17 protein-coding genes are annotated in these 21799 nt (G+C 72.1%); 4 read left to right on the top strand and 13 right to left on the bottom strand.

Annotated features, from left to right (window positions below):
- Nucleotides 1–27: 27 nt before the first annotated feature.
- The 4 genes from rpmE to J2X26_RS00205 form a co-directional block, all read right to left on the bottom strand.
- A complete protein-coding gene (gene rpmE, locus J2X26_RS00190; protein ID WP_055918063.1) occupies nucleotides 28–243 on the bottom strand; it encodes a 50S ribosomal protein L31 in 216 nt (71 codons plus the stop codon).
- Between the two features lie 123 nt (nucleotides 244–366).
- On the bottom strand, nucleotides 367–1221 hold the full coding sequence (locus J2X26_RS00195; protein ID WP_307488764.1) for a polyphosphate kinase 2 family protein: 855 nt from the start codon (nucleotides 1219–1221) through the stop codon (nucleotides 367–369).
- Nucleotides 1222–1354: 133 nt separating this feature from the next.
- The gene (locus tag J2X26_RS00200) at nucleotides 1355–2002 is read right to left on the bottom strand and encodes a response regulator (protein WP_307488766.1); all 648 of its coding nucleotides are present in this window, start codon (nucleotides 2000–2002) and stop codon (nucleotides 1355–1357) included.
- Nucleotides 1999–3147 carry a sensor histidine kinase gene (locus tag J2X26_RS00205; RefSeq protein ID WP_307488767.1) on the bottom strand — a complete coding sequence of 383 codons (1149 nt, stop codon included), beginning with the start codon at nucleotides 3145–3147 and terminating at the stop codon, nucleotides 1999–2001. The genes J2X26_RS00200 and J2X26_RS00205 overlap by 4 nt, the downstream gene beginning before the upstream one ends.
- A gap of 160 nt (nucleotides 3148–3307) precedes the next feature.
- On the opposite strand from J2X26_RS00205, the gene J2X26_RS00210 reads away from it, so the two are divergent.
- Nucleotides 3308–3796 carry a DUF6326 family protein gene (locus J2X26_RS00210; RefSeq protein WP_307488769.1) on the top strand — a complete coding sequence of 163 codons (489 nt, stop codon included), beginning with the start codon at nucleotides 3308–3310 and terminating at the stop codon, nucleotides 3794–3796.
- 57 nt (nucleotides 3797–3853) lie between these two features.
- On the opposite strand, the gene rho is transcribed toward J2X26_RS00210, so the two are convergent.
- The 7 genes from rho to J2X26_RS00245 all read right to left on the bottom strand — a co-directional run bounded on the left by rho (nucleotide 3854) and on the right by J2X26_RS00245 (nucleotide 13892).
- Nucleotides 3854–5842 carry a transcription termination factor Rho gene (rho, locus tag J2X26_RS00215; RefSeq protein WP_307488772.1) on the bottom strand — a complete coding sequence of 663 codons (1989 nt, stop codon included), beginning with the start codon at nucleotides 5840–5842 and terminating at the stop codon, nucleotides 3854–3856.
- A gap of 280 nt (nucleotides 5843–6122) precedes the next feature.
- A complete protein-coding gene (gene thrB / locus J2X26_RS00220) occupies nucleotides 6123–7055 on the bottom strand; it encodes a homoserine kinase (RefSeq protein WP_307488774.1) in 933 nt (310 codons plus the stop codon).
- 8 nt (nucleotides 7056–7063) lie between these two features.
- Nucleotides 7064–8155 (bottom strand): threonine synthase, encoded by a 1092-nt coding sequence (gene thrC, locus J2X26_RS00225; RefSeq protein ID WP_307488776.1) that lies wholly within the window; start codon nucleotides 8153–8155, stop codon nucleotides 7064–7066.
- Nucleotides 8155–9477 (bottom strand): homoserine dehydrogenase, encoded by a 1323-nt coding sequence (locus J2X26_RS00230; protein ID WP_307488779.1) that lies wholly within the window; start codon nucleotides 9475–9477, stop codon nucleotides 8155–8157. The genes thrC and J2X26_RS00230 overlap by 1 nt, the downstream gene beginning before the upstream one ends.
- Nucleotides 9478–9567: 90 nt before the next feature.
- Nucleotides 9568–10929 (bottom strand): diaminopimelate decarboxylase, encoded by a 1362-nt coding sequence (lysA, locus tag J2X26_RS00235; RefSeq protein WP_307488780.1) that lies wholly within the window; start codon nucleotides 10927–10929, stop codon nucleotides 9568–9570.
- Nucleotides 10926–12605 (bottom strand): arginine--tRNA ligase, encoded by a 1680-nt coding sequence (gene argS / locus J2X26_RS00240; RefSeq protein WP_307488782.1) that lies wholly within the window; start codon nucleotides 12603–12605, stop codon nucleotides 10926–10928. Before argS ends, lysA begins: the two co-directional genes overlap by 4 nt.
- A gap of 30 nt (nucleotides 12606–12635) precedes the next feature.
- Entirely contained in the window at nucleotides 12636–13892 is a 1257-nt protein-coding gene (locus J2X26_RS00245; RefSeq protein WP_307488784.1) for an MFS transporter, read from the bottom strand.
- 116 nt (nucleotides 13893–14008) lie between these two features.
- Between J2X26_RS00245 and J2X26_RS00250 the strand changes: the two genes are divergently transcribed.
- Entirely contained in the window at nucleotides 14009–14659 is a 651-nt protein-coding gene (locus J2X26_RS00250; protein WP_307488786.1) for a FadR/GntR family transcriptional regulator, read from the top strand.
- A gap of 24 nt (nucleotides 14660–14683) precedes the next feature.
- On the opposite strand, the gene J2X26_RS00255 is transcribed toward J2X26_RS00250, so the two are convergent.
- Together J2X26_RS00255 and J2X26_RS00260 are read right to left on the bottom strand one after the other, a co-directional pair.
- A complete protein-coding gene (locus J2X26_RS00255; protein ID WP_307488787.1) occupies nucleotides 14684–16243 on the bottom strand; it encodes a glycoside hydrolase family 32 protein in 1560 nt (519 codons plus the stop codon).
- A 12-nt stretch (nucleotides 16244–16255) separates the two neighbouring features.
- Nucleotides 16256–18034 (bottom strand): glycoside hydrolase family 68 protein, encoded by a 1779-nt coding sequence (locus tag J2X26_RS00260; protein ID WP_307488789.1) that lies wholly within the window; start codon nucleotides 18032–18034, stop codon nucleotides 16256–16258.
- A gap of 605 nt (nucleotides 18035–18639) precedes the next feature.
- On the opposite strand from J2X26_RS00260, the gene J2X26_RS00265 reads away from it, so the two are divergent.
- Nucleotides 18640–19527: a choice-of-anchor L domain-containing protein gene (locus J2X26_RS00265; RefSeq protein WP_307488792.1), complete on the top strand. Its 888-nt coding sequence runs from the start codon at nucleotides 18640–18642 to the stop codon at nucleotides 19525–19527.
- Between the two features lie 206 nt (nucleotides 19528–19733).
- Entirely contained in the window at nucleotides 19734–21749 is a 2016-nt protein-coding gene (locus J2X26_RS00270) for a glycoside hydrolase family 32 protein (protein ID WP_307488794.1), read from the top strand.
- Nucleotides 21750–21799: the final 50 nt, after the last annotated feature.

Genomic DNA, 21799 nt, shown 5'->3' on the forward strand with positions numbered 1-21799 from the left:
GCGCCGGGCACCGGCGCTGCGAGGTTGCTAGTTGCCGGCCTTCTTGCCGTAGCGCGCCTCGAACCGGGCCACGCGGCCGCCGGTGTCGAGAATCTTCTGCTTGCCCGTGTAGAACGGGTGGCAGGCGCTGCAGACGTCGGCGTGGATCTTGCCGGAGGTCACGGTCGAGCGCGTGACGAAGGTGCTGCCACAGGTGCAGGTGACCTCGGTCAGGACGTACTCGGGGTGGATGTCAGCCTTCACGAAAACTTCTCCTTGGGTGGGTGTCTCCGGGTCCGGACGCGCGACTGGCGCCGGTGAACCGCAGACCAGCGAACCATTGTGCCAGAACAGCGACGGGGCCCGAAATCATCCCGTGCACGACCGTCAGAACGGCTGCGCGTCCAGCCGGGCCGTCTCCGCCTCGACGTCGAAGTCGGCGGGCGGCCAGTCCAGGTCGAGGCTCTCGACTGCCGCGAGCACCAGGGCGCCGACGGCCAGCCGGGCGTACCACTTGGAGTCGGCGGGAACCACGTGCCACGGCGCGTGCTCGGTGCTCGTCCGGTCCAGGACGGCCTGGTACGCCTCCTGGTAGGCGGGCCACTTGGCGCGCTCGTCGACGTCCTTCGGGTTGAACTTCCAGTACTTGTCCGGGCGCTCCAGCCGCTCCCGCAGTCGCGCCTTCTGCTCCTGCTGGGAGATGTGCAGCATCACCTTGACGATCACGGTGCCTGAGTCGACGACCTCGCGCTCGAAGGCGTTGATCTCGTCGTACCGCGGCTCCCACACCTCGCGCGGCACCAGCTCGTTCACGCGGACCACCAGGACGTCCTCGTAGTGCGAGCGGTCGAACACCCCGATGCGCCCGCCGGCGGGGAGCGCCTCACGGATCCGCTGGAGGTAGTGCTGCGACCGCTCCCGCTCCGTCGGCACCCCGAACGAGTGCAGCTGCACGCCCTGCGGGTCGACCATGCCCAGGACGTGCCGGACGATCCCGCCCTTGCCGGCGGTGTCCATGCCCTGCAGCACCAGGAGCACCGCCCGCGAGCCACCGGTCCGGCCGTGCGCGTACAGGCGCTCCTGCACCTCGCTGAGCCGGTTGCCGTCCGCCTCCAGCTTGCTCTCCGCCGACGACCGCCCGTGCTCCCAGCCGGGGGTCGACGACGCGTCGACGGCCGCCAGGTCGAACCCGGGCCGGACACGCTGGGCCTTCCCCGGCGGCATGCTCCACGACTTCGTCATCTCGGACCTTCCGGCTGCGCGACGGTGCGGACACCCGCACGCTAGCGCGCGCACCTGACGACGGCCTGCCCCGAGGGAACAGGGCCGTCGACCGGTCAGTCTCCCCGTGGCGATGCGACGGCCTCGCCGAGCTCTAGATACGGCGGGTCTCGTGAGCCCACATGGCGAGCTCCACCCGGTTGCGGGCGCCGAGCTTCCTCATGAGGCTCGCCAGGTGGGCCTTCACGGTGCTCGTGCTGATGTACAGCTCAGCGGCGATCTCGTCGTTGGTGCGGCCCTGCGCCACCGGGACGAGAACCTCCTCCTCACGGGCCGTGAGCGGCTCGAAGGGTTGCCGTGCGGGTCCGGGCTGGGAGTGCGCGAACGCTGCGAGGAGGCGGACGGTCACGCTGGGTGCGATGAGCGCATCTCCGTCGGCCGCGGCGCGGATCGCCTGGGTCAGCAGCGCGGGTCCGGCGTCCTTGAGCAAGAACCCGCGGGCGCCGGCCTTGAGCGCCTCGTGGACGTACTCGTCGAGATCGAAGGTGGTGATCACCACGATGGGCAGCGGGTCGGTGACGTCGGGTCCGGCAAGGTGACGGGTGGCCTCGATGCCGTCCATCAGCGGCATGCGGACGTCGAACAGGCCGACGTCCGGGCGGAGCTGGCGCGCCAGGTGCACCGCCTCGCGGCCGTCTGAGGCGGCGCCGACCACCTCGATGTCGGGTTGGGCGTCGAGCAGCATCGTCAGACCGGAGCGGACGATGTGCTGGTCGTCGGCGATCAGGACCCGGATGCTCATCGTGCGGTCCAGGTGCGGGGCAACGTCGCCTGGACCCGCCAGCCGCGGTCGGCGGTCGGGCCCGCGTGGAACGTCCCGCCGAGCAGCGTGGTGCGTTCCTGCATTCCCACCAGGCCGTATCCCGCGATGCCGCCGTCGGCCGTGCTGGGCGCTCCGTCGTCGTCGACGGTCAGCCGCACGCCCTCGGCGTGACCGACGACGACCACGGTGACCCGCGTCGCGTGGCGGGCGTGCCGGCGTGCGTTCGTGATCGACTCCTGGGCCAGGCGGTAGATCGCGGCCCCGACGGCCGGGCTGAGGTCCTCGAGCTCCCCGGACAGCGTCACCTGGACGTGCGGACGCGCCTCGGCACCGCTGGTCAGCCGCTCGAGGTCGGCCACTGAGGGCTGCGGCGCGAACTCCGCATCCTGCGAGGCGCGCAGGACGCCCACCATGGCACGCATCTCGAGGAGCGCCCGGGTGGCGGCGTCCTCGATGGTGACCAGGGCCTCGACGGCCCGCTCGGGGTCCGAGGCCGCGACGGCACGGCCCGCCTGAGCCTGGATGGCGATGCCGGAGACGTGGTGGGCGACCGTGTCGTGGAGCTCGCGAGCGATCTGCTCGCGCTCGCGGGTCTTGGCTTCGTCGATGTCGCGGATGCGGGCTCCCGCGTGGAAGCGGATGGCAGCGCCGAGCGCCGCGGAGAACAGGAAGAAGGCGTAGGCGCCCACCGCATCCGCCAGGCTGGTCGGGTCTGCCACGGTGGTGACGGCCAGCCAGACAAGGATGACGCCGAGCCCGATCACTGCCTCGCGACCCGCTCCCCACCGGAACAGGGTGTAGGCCAGGACGAGCGCTGCGCCGGTGCTCATCAGCAGACCGCCCCCCGAGCCCGCCCCGATCCTGACGAGGTCGACCACGGTCAACGCGCCGAAGCAGAGCACGACCGCGCCGAGCGGGTGAGTGCGTCGCCAGAGCAGGGGGGCGATGATCACGAGCGCTGCGACGAGGACCAGCGGGAGCGGAGCAAGGCCGTCACGGAGCACCGCTTCGGCCACGGACCAGATGGTCAGCACGGCGACGAGCGCCCAGTCCCGGGGGATCCGGGCGGGAGGGTTCGCCGGTCGAGGTTCGGCCCACAGCGCGCGCAGCACGTCGGTGACCATCCGGTCAGCCTAGGGATGCGCCGTGCGCGGCGGATCAGCCGAAAGCACAAGAGGGCGACTGAGCAAGAGGCCAGTACAGGTCGGGCTCTGGGGCGGGTCTGCCCAGCACGGGGGTCCGCGATCGTGGAGGAGCCACCTCACCCAGACATCGGAGCACGTGATGAGCACTCGCCGAGACACCACCACCGCGCTGGACGACTCGCGCCTACCCGTGAGAGCGAAGCTCGTCGGGGCGTGGACGAGCGTCATGTTCCTGTACGCCTACGTGGACATCCTGGGCTTCTTCGTGCCGGGCAAGATCGACGACATCCTGGTCGGCGTCGTCTTCGAGTTCGACATCACCCAGACGTTGATGACCACGTTCCTCGTGCTCATGGCCATCCCGATCCTGATGGTGGTGCTGTCCGCCATGCTGCCGGCCCGCGCGGCCCGGATCACGAACCTTGTCGTGGCATCGGTCCAGGTCCCCTTCGCGATGTTCAACGCGGTGGGCGAGTCCTGGACGTACTACTACGGGCTCGCCGTCGTCCTGGAGGTGGTCCTGCTCGCCGTCATCCTTCGGGTGGCCTGGACCTGGCCCCGCCGCGTCGCACCGCCGGTGACCGCGGTCGCGAGCGCGCACGAGCCTCTGCAGACGCAGCGTCACTAGCGCGACGACGGCCCCGCTCCCTCTCGGGGAACGGGGCCGTCGGCCGTGCGTCGGCGGTCAGTCGCTGCCGGGGGTGGTCTTCTGGACCTGGAGCAGGAACTCGACGTTCGACTTGGTGTCCTTGAGCTTGCCGATGAGCAGCTCGATGGCCTGCGTCTGGTCGAGCGCACCCATGACCCGGCGGAGCTTGTAGATGATCTTCAGCTCGTCGTGCGGCATGAGGATCTCCTCGCGGCGGGTGCCCGACGCGTTGACGTCGACCGCCGGGAAGATGCGCTTGTCCGCGAGCGAGCGGGAGAGCCGGAGCTCCATGTTCCCGGTGCCCTTGAACTCCTCGAAGATGACCTCGTCCATCTTGGAGCCGGTCTCCACCAGCGCCGAGGCGAGGATGGTCAGCGAGCCACCGTGCTCGATGTTGCGCGCCGCACCGAAGAACCGCTTGGGCGGGTACAGCGCCGAGGCGTCGACACCACCCGAGAGGATGCGCCCGGACGCCGGGGCGGCCAGGTTGTAGGCCCGCGACAGTCGCGTGAGCGAGTCGAGGAGCACGACGACGTCCTGGCCCAGCTCGACCAGCCGCTTGGCGCGCTCGATGGCGAGCTCGGCGACGATCGTGTGGTCGGAGGCGGGGCGGTCGAAGGTCGAGGCGATGACCTCACCCTTGACCGTCCGCTCCATGTCCGTGACCTCTTCGGGGCGCTCGTCGACGAGCACGACCATGAGGTGGACCTCGGGGTTGTTGGTCGTGATGGCGTTCGCGATCTGCTGCATGATGATCGTCTTGCCCGCCTTGGGGGGCGCGACGATGAGGCCGCGCTGGCCCTTGCCGATGGGCGCGACGATGTCGATCACACGCGGCGACAGCCGGTTCTGCTCGCTCTCGAGGCGCAGGCGCTCCTGCGGGTAGAGCGGCGTCAGCTTGTTGAACTCGGGGCGCACGCGGGCGCCGTCGGGCTCCAGGCCGTTGACCGAGTCGAGCCGGACCAGCGCGTTGAACTTGCTGGGGCGGTTGCCCTGCGGCGGCTGCTCGCCCTCGCGCGGCTGCCGGACGGCACCGGTGACCGCGTCACCGCGGCGCAGGCCGTAACGCTTGACCTGGTTGAGGGACACGTACACGTCGTTGGCGCTGGGCAGGTAGCCCGTCGTGCGGACGAACGCGTAGCTGTCCATCAGGTCGAGGATGCCCGCGACGGGAAGCAGCACGTCGTCGTCGGTGACCTCGATGTCGTCGAGACCAGCGAGCTCGCCGGCGCCGGGACGACCGCGCGTACCGCGGCCCTTGCGGTCACGGTCGCGGTCCCGGTAGCGGTCGCGCGACCGGCGACGGCGACCGCCGCGCTCGTCGAGACCGTCCTCGTCGCCGTCGCGGCGCGGCTGGGTGCCCTGCTGGGTGGTGCCCTGCTGCGCGGCGCCCTGCTGGTTGCCACCCTGCTGGCGGTTGCCCTGCTGGTTGTCGCGCTGCTGGCCCTGCTGGCGGTCGCCCTGCTGGCCGTTGCTCTGCTGACCATTGCTCTGCGTGCGGTCGCCCTCGTCGCCCTGCGGCGCACCGGCACCGCGGCCGGCCCGGCGCGAGCGCCGCTCACCGGTCACGCCGCCGACGGCGTCGGCCGCCCGTGCGGCGCGGTCGTCACGCTGCTCGACGGGGGCAAGCTTGGCGTCCAGCGCGGCCTCGAGGCCGGCCAGCGCGTCGCCGCGGGGGGCGCGCGACCCGTCCTGGGAGGCCGTGTCCTGCGTCGGCGCGGCGGTGACGTCGCCACCGAGGTCGAGCTGCGGGGCCTGCGTCCGCGGTGCGCGGGCGCGGCGCGCCGGCGGCGCGTCGGCCACGGCGACACTCTGGTCGCGGCGCGGCTCCAGCGCCTGCGGGCGCGAACCCCCCCGGGCGTCCGAGATGGCCTGGACGAGGTCGCCCTTGCGCATCTTGGAGGTGCCCTTGACGCCCAGGTCGGACGCCATCGCCTGCAGCTCGGGCAGGCGGAGTGCCGAGATGCCTGCGCTGCGGGCGGACCCGCCGGAGCTGCTCACGGCGGGTTCGATGATGTCTGTCACGAAGGACCCTTCCCCTCGTCGGTGGCCGGGACCCGATGGTTCGGGGATCGGCCGACGTCCGGTCGAGGTGACCGAGACGGTGCTGGAGCCACACACGCGCTGCGTACGACGACGTCTGCGCACGGTGGGCTGGATCGCTCCCGGCTCGTCTACTCATTCTGAGGCGGCCGGTCACGTACGACGCGGGCCACCAGAGGTCGAGATCCGGGGAACGCGTCGATGCTACCACTGTCGGCTCGGTCACCTGGCAGGGTGAACGACGCGGGTGTACTTCACCCGGTCATGTCACCCGTTGGACAGTCGCGCCCGTGCGGTCCACCGGCAGCGGCAGGATCTGCCAGCCCCCCATGGCGCCTCCGAAGGCAGCACGCACGGCGTCGTCGGCGTCGGTCCTCTCGTCGCCGTCGCGTCGTGCGAGCACCAGCACCGTCGGCCCCGCGCCCGACACGACGGCGGCGACGCCCGCGGCCCGCAGGACGTCGACGAGCGCCAACGAGCCCGGCATCACCGACCGCCGGTACTCCTGGTGCAGCCGGTCCTGCGTGGCGGTCAGGAGCAGCTCGGGGCGGCGGCCCAGGGCCTCGACCAGCAGGGCCGCGCGACCCGCCTGGAACGCGGCGTCCGCGTGCGGGACGGTCGCGGGGAGCACGCCGCGGGCGGCCTTCGTGGACAGGTGGTTCGGGGGGACGATCGCGAGCAGGGCGACGTCGTCGTGGACCTGGAGGTCGATGGCGCGGAACCGGGCGTCGTCGCTCCACGCGAGGGTCGCCCCGCCCAGCACCGCCGGCGCGGCATTGTCGGGGTGCCCCTCGATCCGGCCGGCCAGGTCGATCGCGACGTCGTCGGACAGCGCCTCGGGCTCCGCGATCAGCCCGCGGGCCGCGACGATCCCCGCGACGACCGCCCCGGCCGAGGACCCGAGCCCGCGGCCGTGCGGGATGCGGTTGTGGCAGACGAGGTGCAGGCCGGTCTGCGACGCACCGACCTGGTCGAGGGCGGCGCGCAGCGAGCTGACGACGAGGTGCTGCTCGTCGTCGGGCACCTGCCCGGCACCCTCCCCCGTGACCGCGACGGTGACGCCCGGTGAGGCGAGCGCCCGCACCTCGAGCTCGTCGTAGAGCCCGAGCGCGATGCCGAACGCGTCGAAGCCGGGACCGAGGTTGGCGCTGGTGGCGGGGACGCGGACGCGGACGTGGTCCGCACCCAGGCGCATCGCGGGCCTCAGTCCAGGCCGAGAGCGGTGGCGATGGACACCACGTCGGACGAGATCCGCACCGGCACGACGTCGCTGCCGTCGGGGGTGCGCAGCGCCCACTGCGGGTCCTTGAGCCCGTGCCCGGTGACCGTGATGACGATGCGCGCGCCGGCCGGGACGCGACCCTCGTCGCTCAGCCTCAGCAGCCCCGCCACGCCGGACGCCGAGGCGGGCTCGACGAAGATCCCGACCTCGGCCGACAGGACGCGGTGCGCGGCGAGGATCTGCTCGTCGGTGACCGCCTCGATGAGGCCGCCGGACACGTCGCGGGCCTCCTCGGCCTGCTGCCACGAGGCGGGGTTGCCGATCCGGATCGCCGTGGCGATGGTCTCGGGCTGGTCGATCGGGTGGCCCTTGACGATGGGGGCGGCGCCGGCGGCCTGGAAGCCCCACATGATCGGGGTGCGCGTGGCGACCGCGGTGTGCGCGGCACCGGCGTCGAGCCCCGCGTACTCGCGGTAGCCCTTCCAGTACGCGGTGATGTTCCCGGCGTTGCCAACGGGGAGCACGTGGATGTCGGGGGCGTCGCCCAGGGCGTCGACGATCTCGAACGCACCGGTCTTCTGGCCCTCGATGCGGTCGGGGTTGACCGAGTTCACCAGCTCGACCGGGTACGACTCGGCAAGCTTGCGGGCGGCGACCAGGCAGTCGTCGAAGTTGCCGTCGACCTGCAGCAGGGTGGCCCCGTGCGCGATGGCCTGGCTGAGCTTGCCCATCGCGATCTTGCCGTCCGGCACCAGCACCGCGCAGAGCATGCCCGCGCGGGTGGCGTAGGCCGCTGCCGACGCCGACGTGTTGCCGGTGGACGCGCAGACCACGGCCTTGGCACCGCGACCGGCCGCGGCCGACATGGCGGTCGTCATGCCGCGGTCCTTGAACGAGCCGGTCGGGTTCATGCCCTCGACCTTGATGAACACCTCGGCGCCCGTGCGCTGCGAGAGCGTCGGCGACGGGACGAGCGGCGTGCCGCCCTCCCCGAGCGTGATGACGCGCTCCTGGACGTGGGCCGGCAGACGGTCGGCGTACTCGGCGATCACGCCACGCCACTGGTGGGCCATCAGGCTCCCTCGACTCGCAGGACGGACACGACACGACGCACCACGTCGAGGTCGGCGATGGCCTCGACGGTGCTGCGCAACGCGTGCTCGGGGGCCGCGTGCGTGGTGATCACCAGGCGCGCGAAGTCGGCGTCGGGCGCGTCGAGCACCGGCGTCTGACGCACGGCCTCGATCGAGACGTCGTGCGACGCCAGCACCGAGGACACCTGCGCGAGCACGCCGGGGCGGTCCGCGACCTCGAGCCGCACCTGGTAGCGGGTGCGCGCGGCGGCCGCGGGCAGGACCGGCAGCTCGGCGTAGCGGGACTCGATCGGGCCCTTGCCGCCGAGCACGCGGTGGCGGGCCACCGAGACGACGTCGCCGAGCACGGCGGACGCGGTGGGCTCGCCGCCGGCGCCGCGGCCGTAGAACATGAGCTCGCCCGCGGCCTCCGCCTCGACGAACACCGCGTTGTAGGCACCCCGGACGTTCGCGAGCGGGTGGCTGACGGGGACCAGGGCGGGGTGCACCCGGACCTGCACGCCCTCGACACCGTCCGCGGTGCCGCGCTCGGCGATCGCGAGGAGCTTGAGCACGTAGCCCGTGCGCTGCGCCCACAGGACGTCGTCGGCGGTCAGGGAGGTGATCCCCTCGCGGGAGACGTCCTCGATGGACACCCGGGTGTGGAACGCGAGCGAGGCGAGGATCGCGGCCTTCGCGGCGGCGTCGTACCCCTCGACGTCCGCCGTCGGGTCCGCCTCCGCGTAGCCCAGCGCCTGGGCCTCCTTGACGGCCTGGTCCAGGTCCAGCCCCTCGGACGCCATCTTGTCCAGCACGTAGTTGGTGGTGCCGTTGACGATGCCGAGCACGCGGGTCACGCGGTCCCCCGCGAGCGACTCGCGCACCGGGCGGACGATCGGGATGGCACCCGCGACGGCGGCCTCGAAGTACACGTCCACGCCGGCCTCGTCGGCGGCGGCGTAGAGCGTGGGACCGTCCTGCGCGAGCAGGGCCTTGTTGGCGGTCACGACGGACGCGCCGGCCGCGATCGCCCGCAGCAGCAGGCTCCGCGCCGGCTCGATGCCGCCCATGACCTCGACGACCACGTCCGCGCGCTCGACCAGCGACTCCGCGTCGGCGGTGAGCAGCGCGCGGTCGACCACGGGGTCCCGCTCGGCATCGACGTCACGGACGGCGACGCCGACGAGCTCCAGCGGCGCGCCCACGCGCGAGGCCAGGTCCGTCGCCTGCGTCGTGAGCAGCCGCACCACCTCTGTGCCGACGACGCCGCAGCCGAGGACGGCGACGCGCAGGGGCGGGTGGGCGGGCACGGGCGAGGGCACGGGACGGCCTCCAGTCGGATCGGGCGGGAGCGCCCCCAGGATAGGGGTGCGTCCCGCCTGTCGGGACGTGCGGTCCGACGGGTGGTCCGGTCAGCCGAGGTCGAGCGCCAGGAGGTCGTCCTCGGTCTCGCGACGGACCAGCACGCGGGACGCGCCGTCCGCGACGGCGACCACCGGCGGGCGCGGCACGTGGTTGTAGTTGGACGCCATCGACCGCCCGTACGCCCCCGTCGCCGCGACGGCGAGCAGGTCCCCGGCGCGGACGTCGGCGGGCAGCTGCACCTCGTGCACGACGATGTCGCCGCTCTCGCAGTGCTTGCCGACGACGCGCGCCAGCACCGTCGGGGCGTCCGAGAGCCGGCCGACGACCTCCGCGTGATAGCTCGCGCCGTACAGGGCGGGGCGGATGTTGTCGCTCATCCCGCCGTCGATGGACACGTAGGTCCGGACGCTGCCGTCGTCGATCCGCACGGGCTTGACCGTGCCGACCGTGTAGAGCGTCAGGCCTGCCGGGCCGACGATCGCGCGGCCGGGCTCGATGGAGAAGCGCGGGAGCGGGGTGCCCAGCTCCGCGGCGGTCGCCTGGACCGACGCGGCGACGTCCTTCGCGATCCGGTCGGGGTCGAGGGCGACCTCCCCCGGCAGGTATGCGATGCCGTAGCCGCCGCCGAGGTCGACCTCGTCGACGAGCACCCCGGTGCGCTCCGCGAGCTGCGCGCGCAGGGTCAGCACCGCGCGGGCGGCGACCTCGAACCCGGACGGGTCCAGGATCTGCGAGCCGATGTGCGAGTGGATGCCCAGCAGCCGCAGCTCGGGCCGCGCCAGCACGGCGAGCAGCCCGAGCATCGCGGGCGAGTCCCCGTCGGGCGACGCGATCGAGAGGCCGAACTTCTGGTCCTCGTGGGCCGTCGAGATGTACTCGTGACCGCCCGCGTGCACCCCGGTGGTCACGCGGACCATCACCGGCGCAGGGTCTCCCCCACGGGCGGCGACGGCGTCGGCCACCCGGTCGATCTCCACCAGCGAGTCGACGATGATCCGGCCGACCCCCGCGTCGAGCGCCCGAGCGATCTCCGCGTCCGACTTGTTGTTGCCGTGCAGGCCGATGTCCGCACCGGGGATGCCGGCCCGCAGCGCGACCGCGAGCTCACCGCCCGTGGCGGTGTCGACGCGCAGACCCTCCTCGTGCACCCAGCGCGCGACCGCGACGGACAGGAACGCCTTGCCCGCGTAGTAGACGTCGACACCCGCACCGATCTCCGCGAACGCCGTCTCGAACGCACGGCGGTACCCACGCGCGCGGGCGCGCAGGTCGCTCTCGTCGAGGACGTAGGCCGGGGTGCCGTGCTCGTCGGCGAACGCGCGGACGCCGACCCCGGCGACCGTCACGGCACCGTCGGACGCCCGGGCGACCCCGGTGGACCAGGGCTCACCGGGGATCGACGTGCTCACATGCGCTCCGGGGCGGACACGCCCAGCAGCCCCAGGCCGTTGGCCAGGACCTGGCGGGTGGCGTCGTTCAGCCACAGGCGGGTGCGGTGCACGTCGCCGACGACCTCGTCGCCGAACGGGGCCACGCGGCGCTGGTCGTACCACTTGTGGTAGCTGCCGGCGAGCTCCTCGAGGTACCGCGCGACGCGGTGCGGCTCGCGCAGCTCGGCCGCCTGCGCGACCACCCGCGGGAACTCGGCGATGCGTCCGAGCAGCACCGACTCGCTCTCGTGGTCCAGCAGGGAGGCGTCGAAGCCGTCCTCGCGGCGGACTCCCGCCTCGGCGGCGTTGCGGCCGACGTTCACCGTGCGGGCGTGCGCGTACTGCACGTAGAAGACGGGGTTCTCGTTCTTCGCGCTGGACAGCAGGTCGAGGTCCAGGTCGATCATCGAGTCCGCCGACGAGCGAGCCAGCGCGTACCGGGCAGCATCCACGCCGACGGCGTCCACGAGGTCGTCGATGGTCACGACCGTGCCGGCACGCTTGCTCATCCGGACCGGGGCGCCGTCCTTGACCAGGTTCACCAGCTGCCCGATGAGGATCTCCAGGTTGACGCCCGGCGTGTCTCCGAACGCCGCGCAGATCGCCATCATACGGCCGATGTACCCGTGGTGGTCGGCGCCGAGCATGATCACGACGCGGTCGAAGCCGCGCTCCCGCTTGTCCAGGTAGTACGCGATGTCGCCCGCGATGTAGGCGGCCTCGCCGTTGGACCGGATGATCACGCGGTCGCGGTCGTCGCCGAACGTGGTGGTGCGCAGCCAGGTCGCGCCGTCGGCCTCGAAGACGTGGCCGAGCTCCCGCAGGCGTGCGACCGCGTGGTCGACGGCACCCGACTTGTGCAGCGAGTCCTCGTGGAAGTAGACGTCGAACTCGACGCCGAAGTCCTCCAGCGACTTGCGGATCTCCGCGAACATCAGGTCGACGCCGCGCGCCCGGAAGGCCTCGTTGGCGTCGTCGAACGGCAGGGTGCGCGGGTCGGTCTCGCCGGCGGCGAGCGCGTCGGCCACCACCTGCTCCGCGATCTCCGAGATGTAGCCGCCGCCGTAGCCGTCCTCGGGTGCCGGCTCCCCCAGCGCACGGGCGAGCAGCGAGCGGGAGAACCGGTCGATCTGTGCACCGTGGTCGTTGAAGTAGTACTCCCGGCTCACGGCGGCACCGGACGCCTGCAGCACGCGCGCCAGGCTGTCGCCGACCGCCGCCCAGCGCACGCCACCGATGTGCAGCGGGCCGGTCGGGTTGGCGGACACGAACTCGAGGTTGAGCGCGACGCCGGCCAGCGTCTCGTTCTGCCCGTACTCGTTGCCCTGCTCGACGACGGAGCGGGCCAGCTCGCCGGCGGCGGCCGCGTCGAGCCGGATGTTGAGGAAGCCGGGGCCGGCCACCTCGACGGTCGCCACACCCTCGGTCTGCGCGAGACGCCGCGCGAGCTCCTCCGCGAACGCGCGCGGGTTGGTGCCGGCCTTCTTCGCCAGCTGCATCGCCACGTTGGTGGCCCAGTCGCCGTGGTCGCGCTGCCGGGGTCGCTCGAGGTGCACGGTCGCGGGGATCGCGGCGGGGTCGAGGGCGAAGGTTCCGTCGTCGACGGCGTGCACGAGGGCGGCCCGGAGGGCCTCGGAGAGCTGGGCGGGAGTCACCGGAGAAGGGTACCGAGCCGGGGGGAGCCCTTATGCAGCGGGCTCGGGACCCAGCATCGTCGGCCGGCAGGCGAACCAGCCCGCCACGAGCAGCAGCGCCACGAGGCCGAGCAGCACCAGGAACGGCTCGCGCCACGAGCCCGTCGCGACGTGCAGCACGCCGATGCCCACCGGCCCCACGACCGCGAGCGCGTACCCCAGACCCTGCACCATCCCCGACAGCGCGACGGCGATCGCCGGCGTCCGGGACCGCAGGCCGATGAGCGCGAGCATGATCGGGAACGTCCCCGGCCCGATGCCGACCAGGACCATCCACAGCGCGGTCCCCTGCGCGGGCACGAGCATCAGGCCGAGGAGCCCGGCCACCCAGCACGCGGCGAAGCCGACGACCAGCGGGAACGGGTTGCGCATCCGGGCGGTGAGGACCGGGGAGACGATCGACGCCGGCAGCCCGAGGATCGCGAAGACCGCCAGCCACCGCCCGCCCACGTCAGCCCCCAGACCGGCGTCGGCCAGGATCTCCGGCAGCCACGCGAACAGCACGTACGTGCAGGTGGTGTTGGCGAAGAACGCGAGGACCAGCGCCCAGGCCAGCCGCGAGCGCCACACGATCCGGCTCTCCTGTGCACCCGCCCGGACGAGGGCTGCAGGTCGGTCGCTGCGCGGTGCTCGTCGCAAGAGCTTTCTCAGGTGCGAGCGGGCCGAGACGGACTGCACGATGACGACCACCCACGGCACCACGGCCGCGAACCCGAGGATCGCCCACATCCCGACCGACCAGCGCCACCCGGCGGCCTGCGCCACGGGCAGCGCGACCAGCGGCGGCACCGCCGCGCTCACGGACATCGCCACCGAGTACGACGCGGTGACGGTGCCGATGCGGTCGGGGAAGTACCGCTTGACCAACGGCGGGAGCAGCACGTTGCCCATCCCCAGGCCACCGAGCGCGATCACCGACCACCCGATGAACGCCGGTGCGCCACCGGCCAGCGCCCGCAGGAGCTCGCCGGTCATCGAGAGCAGCAGCGCGAGGATCATCGTCGGCTCGAGGCCGAGGCGCCGGGCCACCGGGGTGGCCAGCGAGCCGAACAGGGCGAACGACGCGACGGGGACGGTGCCGAGCAGGCCGACCTGGGTGTCGGTCAGCGCGAAGTCCTGCCGGACCACCTGGATGATCGGCGAGACCGCCGCGACCGCGATGCGCAGGTTGAGGCCGACGAGCACGATGCCGGCCAGCACGACGAGCCGGCCGCGCCACGGGGCGAGCGGCGGCATGACGGACTGCACGACGAAGACTCCTGATCCGGGCGCCGCGGCGACCGGAATCATCCGTCCGGGGGTCTGGCGTGCGCCCGACCACCGGTGTTGACTGCACCGCATGCCTCGGAACGGAGCCTAACCGGATGGTGCGACGGACCGGACTGATCGACACCGCGGTCGAGGAGCTCCGGGGACGGATCGAGACCGAGCAGTGGCCCGTGGGGACGCGGATCCCGCCGGAGCCTGCGCTCGTCGACCTCCTCGGGGTCGGACGCAACACCGTCCGCGAGGCCGTGCAGTCCCTGGTCCACGCGGGTCTGCTCGAACGTCGGCAGGGATCGGGCACCTACGTGCTGTCCCGCTCCGAGCTCGCGGTGACCATGGGCCGGCAGATCGCCGACGCCCGCCAGCGCGACGTCGTCGAGGTGCGTCGCGCCCTCGAGGTGGAGGCCGCCCGGCTGGCCGCCCGGCGGCGCAGCGCGACCGACGCCGCCGCGCTGCTCCAGCGTCGCGACGAACGCGCCGCCGCGTACCACGCGGGCGACCTGGAGGCGATGGTCGCCACCGACCTCGACCTGCACCGCGCGATCGTCCGCGCCACCGCGAACCCTCTGCTGGTGACCCTCTACGAGAACCTGCTGGACGCCATCGGCGAGAACATCCGGTTCAACTTCGTCACCGACGCGCACGGCCACGACGCGCACGACCACCTGGTCGAGGCCATCGTCGCGGGCGACGACGGCGTGGCCGCCGACGAGACCACCCGGTACCTGTCCGCACTCCTGGGAGAGTGAGCGGGGGCTCGTCGGGCACCGGGCTCAGCGCCAGATCGAGCGGAGCGGCCAGTACGTCAGCTCGCGCACGCGAGGATCACCGCCCTCGGCGGTCAACGACATCCCCCGACCGTCCCGCTTCGGGAACACCACCATCGTGCCGGTCAGCGCCCCGTCGTCGACGAACACCTCGACCGAGGACTCGTCGACCAGGACGTGCAACCGGATGACGCCGCCGCGGGGGTGGTAGGGCACGGAGCGTCGGACACTGAAGCCGGTGGTCCCGCCGCGAGTGCGGTCCATGACGAGCTGCCCGTCGTCGTAGCCGACCTCGACAGCCTCCACGAGGCGCTCCGCCGCGTCCCGGCTCTCGAGCAGCCGCACGCTCACCCGTCGCGCGCCGCGGGTCTCGATCTCGGTCTCCAGCTCGAACGTCGAGCCCGTGAACGGCAGGACCGTGTCGGGCCCGATCGCCCGCGGGCCGATGCGGGTCGGCTCGCCGCGGAGCGACCCGAGCTCCGGCACCGGCGCCTGGACGAGCCGCACCTGACCGTCGACGGTACGCAGACCCAGGTCGCGCGGCACGCTCATGGCGTTGGTCCAGGGGCGTGTCGGCGCGGAATACGGGTACCGCCAGTTGCCCATCCACCCGATCCACACGCGTCGCCCGTCGGGAGCCTGCTCGTACGACTGCGCGGCGTAGAAGTCCTGCCCGACGTCGGTCTCCTGGACCGTCTCCGGTGGGACCGCGGGGTCGCGGACGAACGTGGTCCCGTCGAAGTCGCCGACGAAGTACTGCGCCGTCGAACCGTCCGTCGCATCGCTGGCCCCGACGGAGACGGTCAGCACCCACCGCACCTGGTCCGGGTCCCCGTCGACACGCAGCGGGAACAGGTCGGGACACTCCCACACGGCGCTGTGCAGCCCGTGCCCCGCCCCGAACCGACTGAGCTCCTCCCAGTCGAGCAGGTCGGTCGACGAGAACAGCCCGATCTCGTCGCCCAGGCTCACGGCCATCACCCAGCGGCGGGTCGGCTCGTGCCAGAACACCTTCGGGTCACGGAAGTCCTTGCGCCCGTCGTTGGGGATGACGGGGTTGCCCCCATACCGGTCCCACGTGCGCCCGGCGTCGGACGAGTACGCCAGGCTCTGGGCCTCGCCGCCCGTGGTGCTCGTGTAGATCGCGACGAGGCCTCCGTCCGGTCCGTCGAACAGCCCGCTCGTGTTCGCGCCGTCGACGACGGCGCTGCCCGAGAGGGCCTGCCCGAGATCGTCGTGCTGCAGCGCGTTCGGCAGGGTCGTCCAGTGCACCGCATCCGGGCTGACCGCGTGCGCCCACGTGCCGCCCTGCTGGTGGAACAGGTGCCACTCGCCGGCGTCGAACACCAGGCCGTTCGGGTCGGCGAGCCGCCCGTCGGGCGGCGTGTAGTGGAACTGCGGGCGCCACGGCTCGGCGTACGAGGTCAGCGGCGACGGGGCCGGACGCGGATCGTGCGGCGGCGTGCACGCGCAAAGGACGAGGACCGGCGCGACGACGGCGACGACGAGCCCTCGGAGTGCGCGCCGCAGCTGACCCCCGCTGACGCGGGGGTCAGCTGCGCACATGGCCCGACGCCGTCAGGGGACCGGCCTCGGATCGGGCGCCGGATCGACCGGCTGGACCTTGTTCGCCGGGATGTCCCCGTACGCGCCGAGCCCGCCGTCCCCGTAGCTGCGGTCGACCACGGCCGACGCCCCCGCGATGGACAGGTGCACGGTCGGGGCGAGCGTCCCGCCGCGTCGCACGTCCGGGTTGCCGATCGCGTCGATGAACGACTCGACGAGCCCGTTCGGCATCACGTAGTGCGAGTAGGCCTGGAACGTGTACGGCGACTGACCCTCGGCGGGCGCGGCCGACGTGCCGATCCCGTAGGCGAGGTTGGTCGGGTTGCCGAGCGCGAGCCCGCTGCCCTCGTTGAGCGGCTGGAAGTCCGACCGGATCCCGTTGCCGACGAACCCGTACACGCCGTCCGGTCCGTCCATGTACCAGAACCGAGGATCGGTGGAGTCCACCCCGGGACCCCGCGCGAAGGTGCTGCGGTGGCTGATCGTGAACAGGTAGTACTTGCCGTTCTCCAGGTAGATCTGCGGCCGTTCGGTCTGGTCGTTCACGCAGTTGCCGGACAGGATCGGCGGGAGGAACCGCCACTGCGTCAGCGCCTTGTTCTCGGCGACCGCCAGACCGACGTTGGCCATCTGGAAGTTGGCACCGTTCGCCGTCACGGTCGCCGGGTCCTCGGCGTACGCATCGCCGTCGCGGTAGCCCAGGTCGGCCGCGGTGCAGGTCACAGCCCCGCGCTGACCCCCAGTGTTGCCCTCGAACACCATGTAGGTCTTTCCCGGATGGGCAGGGTCCTCGAAGGTGAACGGGTCGCGGAAGTTGACGAACGGGTTCTGCTCCTTGGTCTGGTAGTACGTGCCGTCCGGCACCAGGAGCTGGTGCTGGTCCCGGAAACCGGTCATCCAGACGCCGTTCTCGTCGGCGAAGATCCGGCCCTCCGTCTGCACGATCCGCGGGTCCGCGGGCTTGATGTCCTCGTCGTTCGCGTTCCGGTAGAAGGCCACCGCGGTGTAGAAGAGCCGCAGCTTGTTGCCGTCCATGAGGCGCGTCGATCCGGACCACTCGGTGACCGTGGTGAAGGTCTGGTCCTCGAAGATGGCGCCCGCGGCACCGTCCGGGAACACGAGGCCGCCGTAGATCCAGCCCCCGTTCTCAGGTCGCTGCTCGGCCGGCACGTCCGCCTTCCGGTAGAAGAACCCGAGGCGCGCGTGCGTGTGCCGGGCGTCGAACGTGTAGCCCGCGTTCGGGTCCGCCGTCAGCGCGAAGATGACCTCCCAGCCCTTGAAGCTGAGCTGGTCGGACACCGCGTCGGTGAGGGTCCACGTGTCCCACACCCAGACCTGGGTGCCGTCGGGCTCCGTGAGGATCGGGAAGTCCTGCGGGATCTCCGGCATGGAGTACTCAGGGGGCATGGAGTTCGCGCCCGCCGGAGCGTCCGGGTCGGACATCGCGCGCAGCTGGAGCGCGTCGGCCCGGGTCCACCTCGCCGTGAAGTTCTCCTCCGGGTCGTAGGCCCGTTGGCTGTGGATCGAGGGCGCCGGGAAGCCGGGCAGCCGGAGCACGGACACGTCGCCGTCGTCCTCGGCGGGCGGCGCAGGCGCCTCTGTCACCGGCGCCTCGGTGCTGGGGGTCGGGTCGGGCGTGGCAGCCGGATCGTCGGTGACGGTCGGGTCCGCTGTCGTCGGGTCGTCGGTGACCGTCGGGCTGGTGGTCGGCGAGCTGGTTGCCGCCGGGTCGTCTGCGAGCGCAGCGGGTGCGCCCAGCAGGCCGGTCGCGACGAGCACGGACGCGGTCACGACGGCTGTCGCCGTCCTGCCGGCCGCACGCCGCCGGGGTGTGCTGGTCGATGAATTCACGTCGGTTCGCTCCCTCGAGTGAACGTGCAGATACTCGAGCGACGACCCCGTCCTCCCCCACCGCGGTCAGGGTAGGCACCGCGTCTGATGACCTGTCAAGGGGCGCATCACAGTTCGTCGTGACAACCGTCACCACCCGGTTGACGGCATCCGGGTGCGGGTGTACGCCTGACTCTCGTAACCCCCGGAGCGGCTCTCGCAGGGCCGCCCTCCGGGGTCCCCGCGGTCGAGACACGGCCGCCCTCAGCTGCTTCAGCTGACCATCCCGCGAGCCCCGCGGTCGGCACGGAGAAGGGAACGCGAACGACCGTCGCCGACCCGTCGGCGACGCAGCTCCAGGTGCACGCCTCGGCTCTGAGGCGGTGCACCACCTCGGGTAGACGACCGATGCATCCCCCATCGCGACCCGGCGCGCCCAGCGCGCCCGCGCCGGCCAGGCACGAGCCCGGTCGACGCACCCGACGAGGACCTGGAGCATCATGAAGCCTCCGATGACAGGACGCGGTGCGCGAAGGGGCGCACGCGCGGCGATCGTAGGGATCGCCTTGACGGCACTGACCGCCGGCTCACTGACGAGCGCGGCGCAGGCCTCCCCCGGCCAGAGCGTGACGACGTTGCGCGAGACGAACCCGATCTCGTTGGCCAGCGCGCTCACGGGCCGGAACGTGACGGTCAGGTCGGCCGCATTCTCCGGTGCGGCCGTGCAGGCCGGACTCTTCGCGGACTCAGGCTTCGGCGCCTTCCCGACGACCGGCGTGGCGCTGACGTCCGGCTCGTTGATCGACGCGGACCCGACCTCCGACGACGACGTGGACTTCACACGGTCCGCGGTGCTCGGCCCCAACAGCTCGCTCACCACGACCGGCGACCTCGGCGGTGCGGGTGACGGACCTCTCACCGACCTGGTCGGCGCCACGACCTACGACGCGGCCACCCTGACCATCGACGTCGTCCCCCAGGGCCGCAGGCTCCTGCTCACCTACGTCCTCGGCTCGGAGGAGTACGCCACATGGGCGGCGACCGGGTACGGGGACGCCTTCGCGGTCTGGGTCGACGGCACCCCGTGCTCGTTCGTCCCCGGATCCGACACGCTCGTCGGGACCTCGACCGTGAACGCGTCGGTCAACAGCGAGTACTACGTAGCGAACTTCGCGCCGAACGACCCCGGCGCCGTCGGCCAGGACACGGAGATGAACGCGTTCACGGTGCCGTTGACCTGTACCGCCACCGTCATCCCGCGGCAGCCGACGACGGTGCGCATCTCGGTGGCGGACACCCGAGACGGCCAGCTGGACAGCACCGCGCTGCTCCAGTCGGACTCGCTACGGTCCACGCAGGTCCCCACGGCGATCGGTGACTTCCTGTGCCGGCTCCTGCCGTGGCTCCCGTGGTGCCCCGACGGTGCTGCGTGGAACGGCCCGACAGCGGTCTGACAGCGGGTCCAGCCCTCCCGTGCAGCGGCTGCGCGGGAGGGCTGGACCGCCCGCTCTTGACGCCTGCCGTCCATCCGGGAAAGGCTTTGTCCCATGTGCTTGATCAATCGATTTAGCACCCCGAAGGCAGCTGCTCCACCCCTCCGCGTCCAGCGTCGGCCGTCGTGAGGTGACGAGCACGCTCGTTGTCGAGAGGCGAGTCGACGATGACTCACGACCCCGCTGGCCGATCCCTGCGTCGTTCCGGTGTGCTGCTGCTCGCCGCCGCTCTGGTGGCCGCAGCCGCCGTCGGCCCACCGCACCCGACCCCCGCCCAGGCGGCCGACGTGGCTGACTCCTACCGCGCGCGCTACCACTTCACGGTGCCCGACCACTGGAAGAACGACCCCCAGCGCCCGGTCGTGATCGACGGCACGACGCACTACTACTACCTGTACAACGCCGACTACGACGATGCCGTGGGCACGGCATGGCGGCTGGCGACGACCACCGACAACGTGGTGTTCCACGACCAGGGAGTCGCCGCCCCGAAGGCCTCCAACGCCAACTACGACCTGTGGTCCGGCTCCGCCGTCGTGGACACCGCGGGCACCGCCGGCTTCGGCCCGGGTGCGGTGATCATGCTGGTCACCCAGATGGACCACCCGACACCGGCGCAGATCCTGGACGCGTCCGGACCGCAGGCGCAGTTCCTCTGGTACTCCACCGACGGCGGACGGAACTTCCGGCCCGCCGGCGAGGATCCGGTCATCCCGAACGGCGGCCGCCGCGACTTCCGCGACCCCAAGGTGATCTGGGACGCCGAGCGGCAGCGCTGGGTCGCCCTGATCGCAGAAGGGCAGCGCATCGGGTTCTGGACGTCGTCGAACCTGCGGGACTGGGTCCGCGTCTCGGAGTACGTGAACACCGGGCTCGGCGTCCTCGAGTGCCCCGACCTGTTCCAGATCCGCGCCGACGACGGCACCCTGCACTGGGTCATGGGCCTGAGCGGCAACGGGTACCTCACGGGAGCACCGAGCACCTACGCCTACTGGACCGGTTCGTTCGACGGGACGACTTTCGTGCCCGACGCCCCGGACCCGCAGTGGCTCGACCACGGGTTCGACTGGTACGGCGCCGTCACCTGGGCCGATCCGGCGGACAGCCAGCAGGCTCGCCGGCTAGCTGTCGGGTGGATGAACAGCTGGTCCTACCCGTACACGACACCGACGTGGGCGGCCGACGGGTTCAACGGCACAGACTCGATCGTGCGCGAGATCCGGCTGGCGCGCTTCGGCGCTGAGTACAGCCTCGTCTCGCAGCCGGTCGCGGCCCTGGAGGACCTGGCGACCTCCGTCGCCCACCTCGGCACGTTCCGCGTCGACGGGCACCTCCCGCTCGACCACCACGGCGACGCCTACCAGCTGGAGGCCGACATCAGCTGGGACGACCTCGACAACGTCGGGCTGCAGCTGCGCAGGTCGGCCGACGGCACCCGGCACGCCGACGTCGGCATCTTCGGCGACGTCAGCTACCTCAACCGTGGCGGCACCGGCAACCCCGACCCGTCGGGCGAGAAGTGGGAGAGCCACGCACCGTTCGACCCGACGTCAGACCGCGTGCACCTGCGCATCCTCGTCGACCGGACGACCGTCGAGGTGTTCGTCGACGAGGGTCGTTATGTCCACTCGAGCCAGGTGTTCGCCGACCCCGACGACACCGGGATCGCGCTGTACACCTCGGGCGGCGCCGCCACGTTCTCCGACGTGACCATCACGGAGCTCGCCGGCGCCGAGCAGCGGCCCGCGCGCGTGCTGGGCGACTTCGAGGCCGGTTCCTGGGGTTCGGGATGGACCGCGAGCGGCAGCTTCGCCGGTGCGGGCCCGACCGCCACGGCCCTCCCCGGCCAGGTCGGCGCCCAGGTGCTGGACACCTTCGTGGGTGCTGGGGACCCCGCGACCGGCACGATCACGTCGCCACCGTTCACGGTGGACCGTCGGTACCTGAACGTGCTGGTCGGCGGAGGCGACCACCCGCTCGGCATCGAGCCGGCCACGTCCGTCAACCTCCTGGTGGACGGCCGCCCCGTCCGCACAGCCACCGGAGACAACACCGGACGGCTGCGGCCGGTCCGATGGGACCTCACGGACCTCGCCGGCCGGCAGGCCCAGGTCCAGGTGCTCGACGACGCGACCGGCGCATGGGGGCATCTGATCGTCGATCAGGTCGTCCTCAGCGACTAGCCCGACCCCCTGCGCGCTGCCGCCTGAGCCGGCGACGGCTGGTAGTGTCG

The organism is Cellulomonas humilata (assembly GCF_030814415.1).
GTDB lineage: Bacteria > Actinomycetota > Actinomycetes > Actinomycetales > Cellulomonadaceae > Cellulomonas > Cellulomonas humilata_A.

Coding starts and splice junctions, on each gene's coding strand:
- J2X26_RS00195 (WP_307488764.1), bottom strand. CDS start 1,221: ATGACGAAGTCGTGGAGCATGCCGCCGGGGAAGGCCCAGCGTGTCCGG.
- J2X26_RS00200 (WP_307488766.1), bottom strand. CDS start 2,002: ATGAGCATCCGGGTCCTGATCGCCGACGACCAGCACATCGTCCGCTCC.
- J2X26_RS00205 (WP_307488767.1), bottom strand. CDS start 3,147: ATGGTCACCGACGTGCTGCGCGCGCTGTGGGCCGAACCTCGACCGGCG.
- J2X26_RS00210 (WP_307488769.1), top strand. CDS start 3,308: ATGAGCACTCGCCGAGACACCACCACCGCGCTGGACGACTCGCGCCTA.
- thrB (WP_307488774.1), bottom strand. CDS start 7,055: ATGCGCCTGGGTGCGGACCACGTCCGCGTCCGCGTCCCCGCCACCAGC.
- thrC (WP_307488776.1), bottom strand. CDS start 8,155: ATGGCCCACCAGTGGCGTGGCGTGATCGCCGAGTACGCCGACCGTCTG.
- J2X26_RS00250 (WP_307488786.1), top strand. CDS start 14,009: ATGGTGCGACGGACCGGACTGATCGACACCGCGGTCGAGGAGCTCCGG.
- J2X26_RS00255 (WP_307488787.1), bottom strand. CDS start 16,243: ATGTGCGCAGCTGACCCCCGCGTCAGCGGGGGTCAGCTGCGGCGCGCA.
- J2X26_RS00270 (WP_307488794.1), top strand. CDS start 19,734: ATGACTCACGACCCCGCTGGCCGATCCCTGCGTCGTTCCGGTGTGCTG.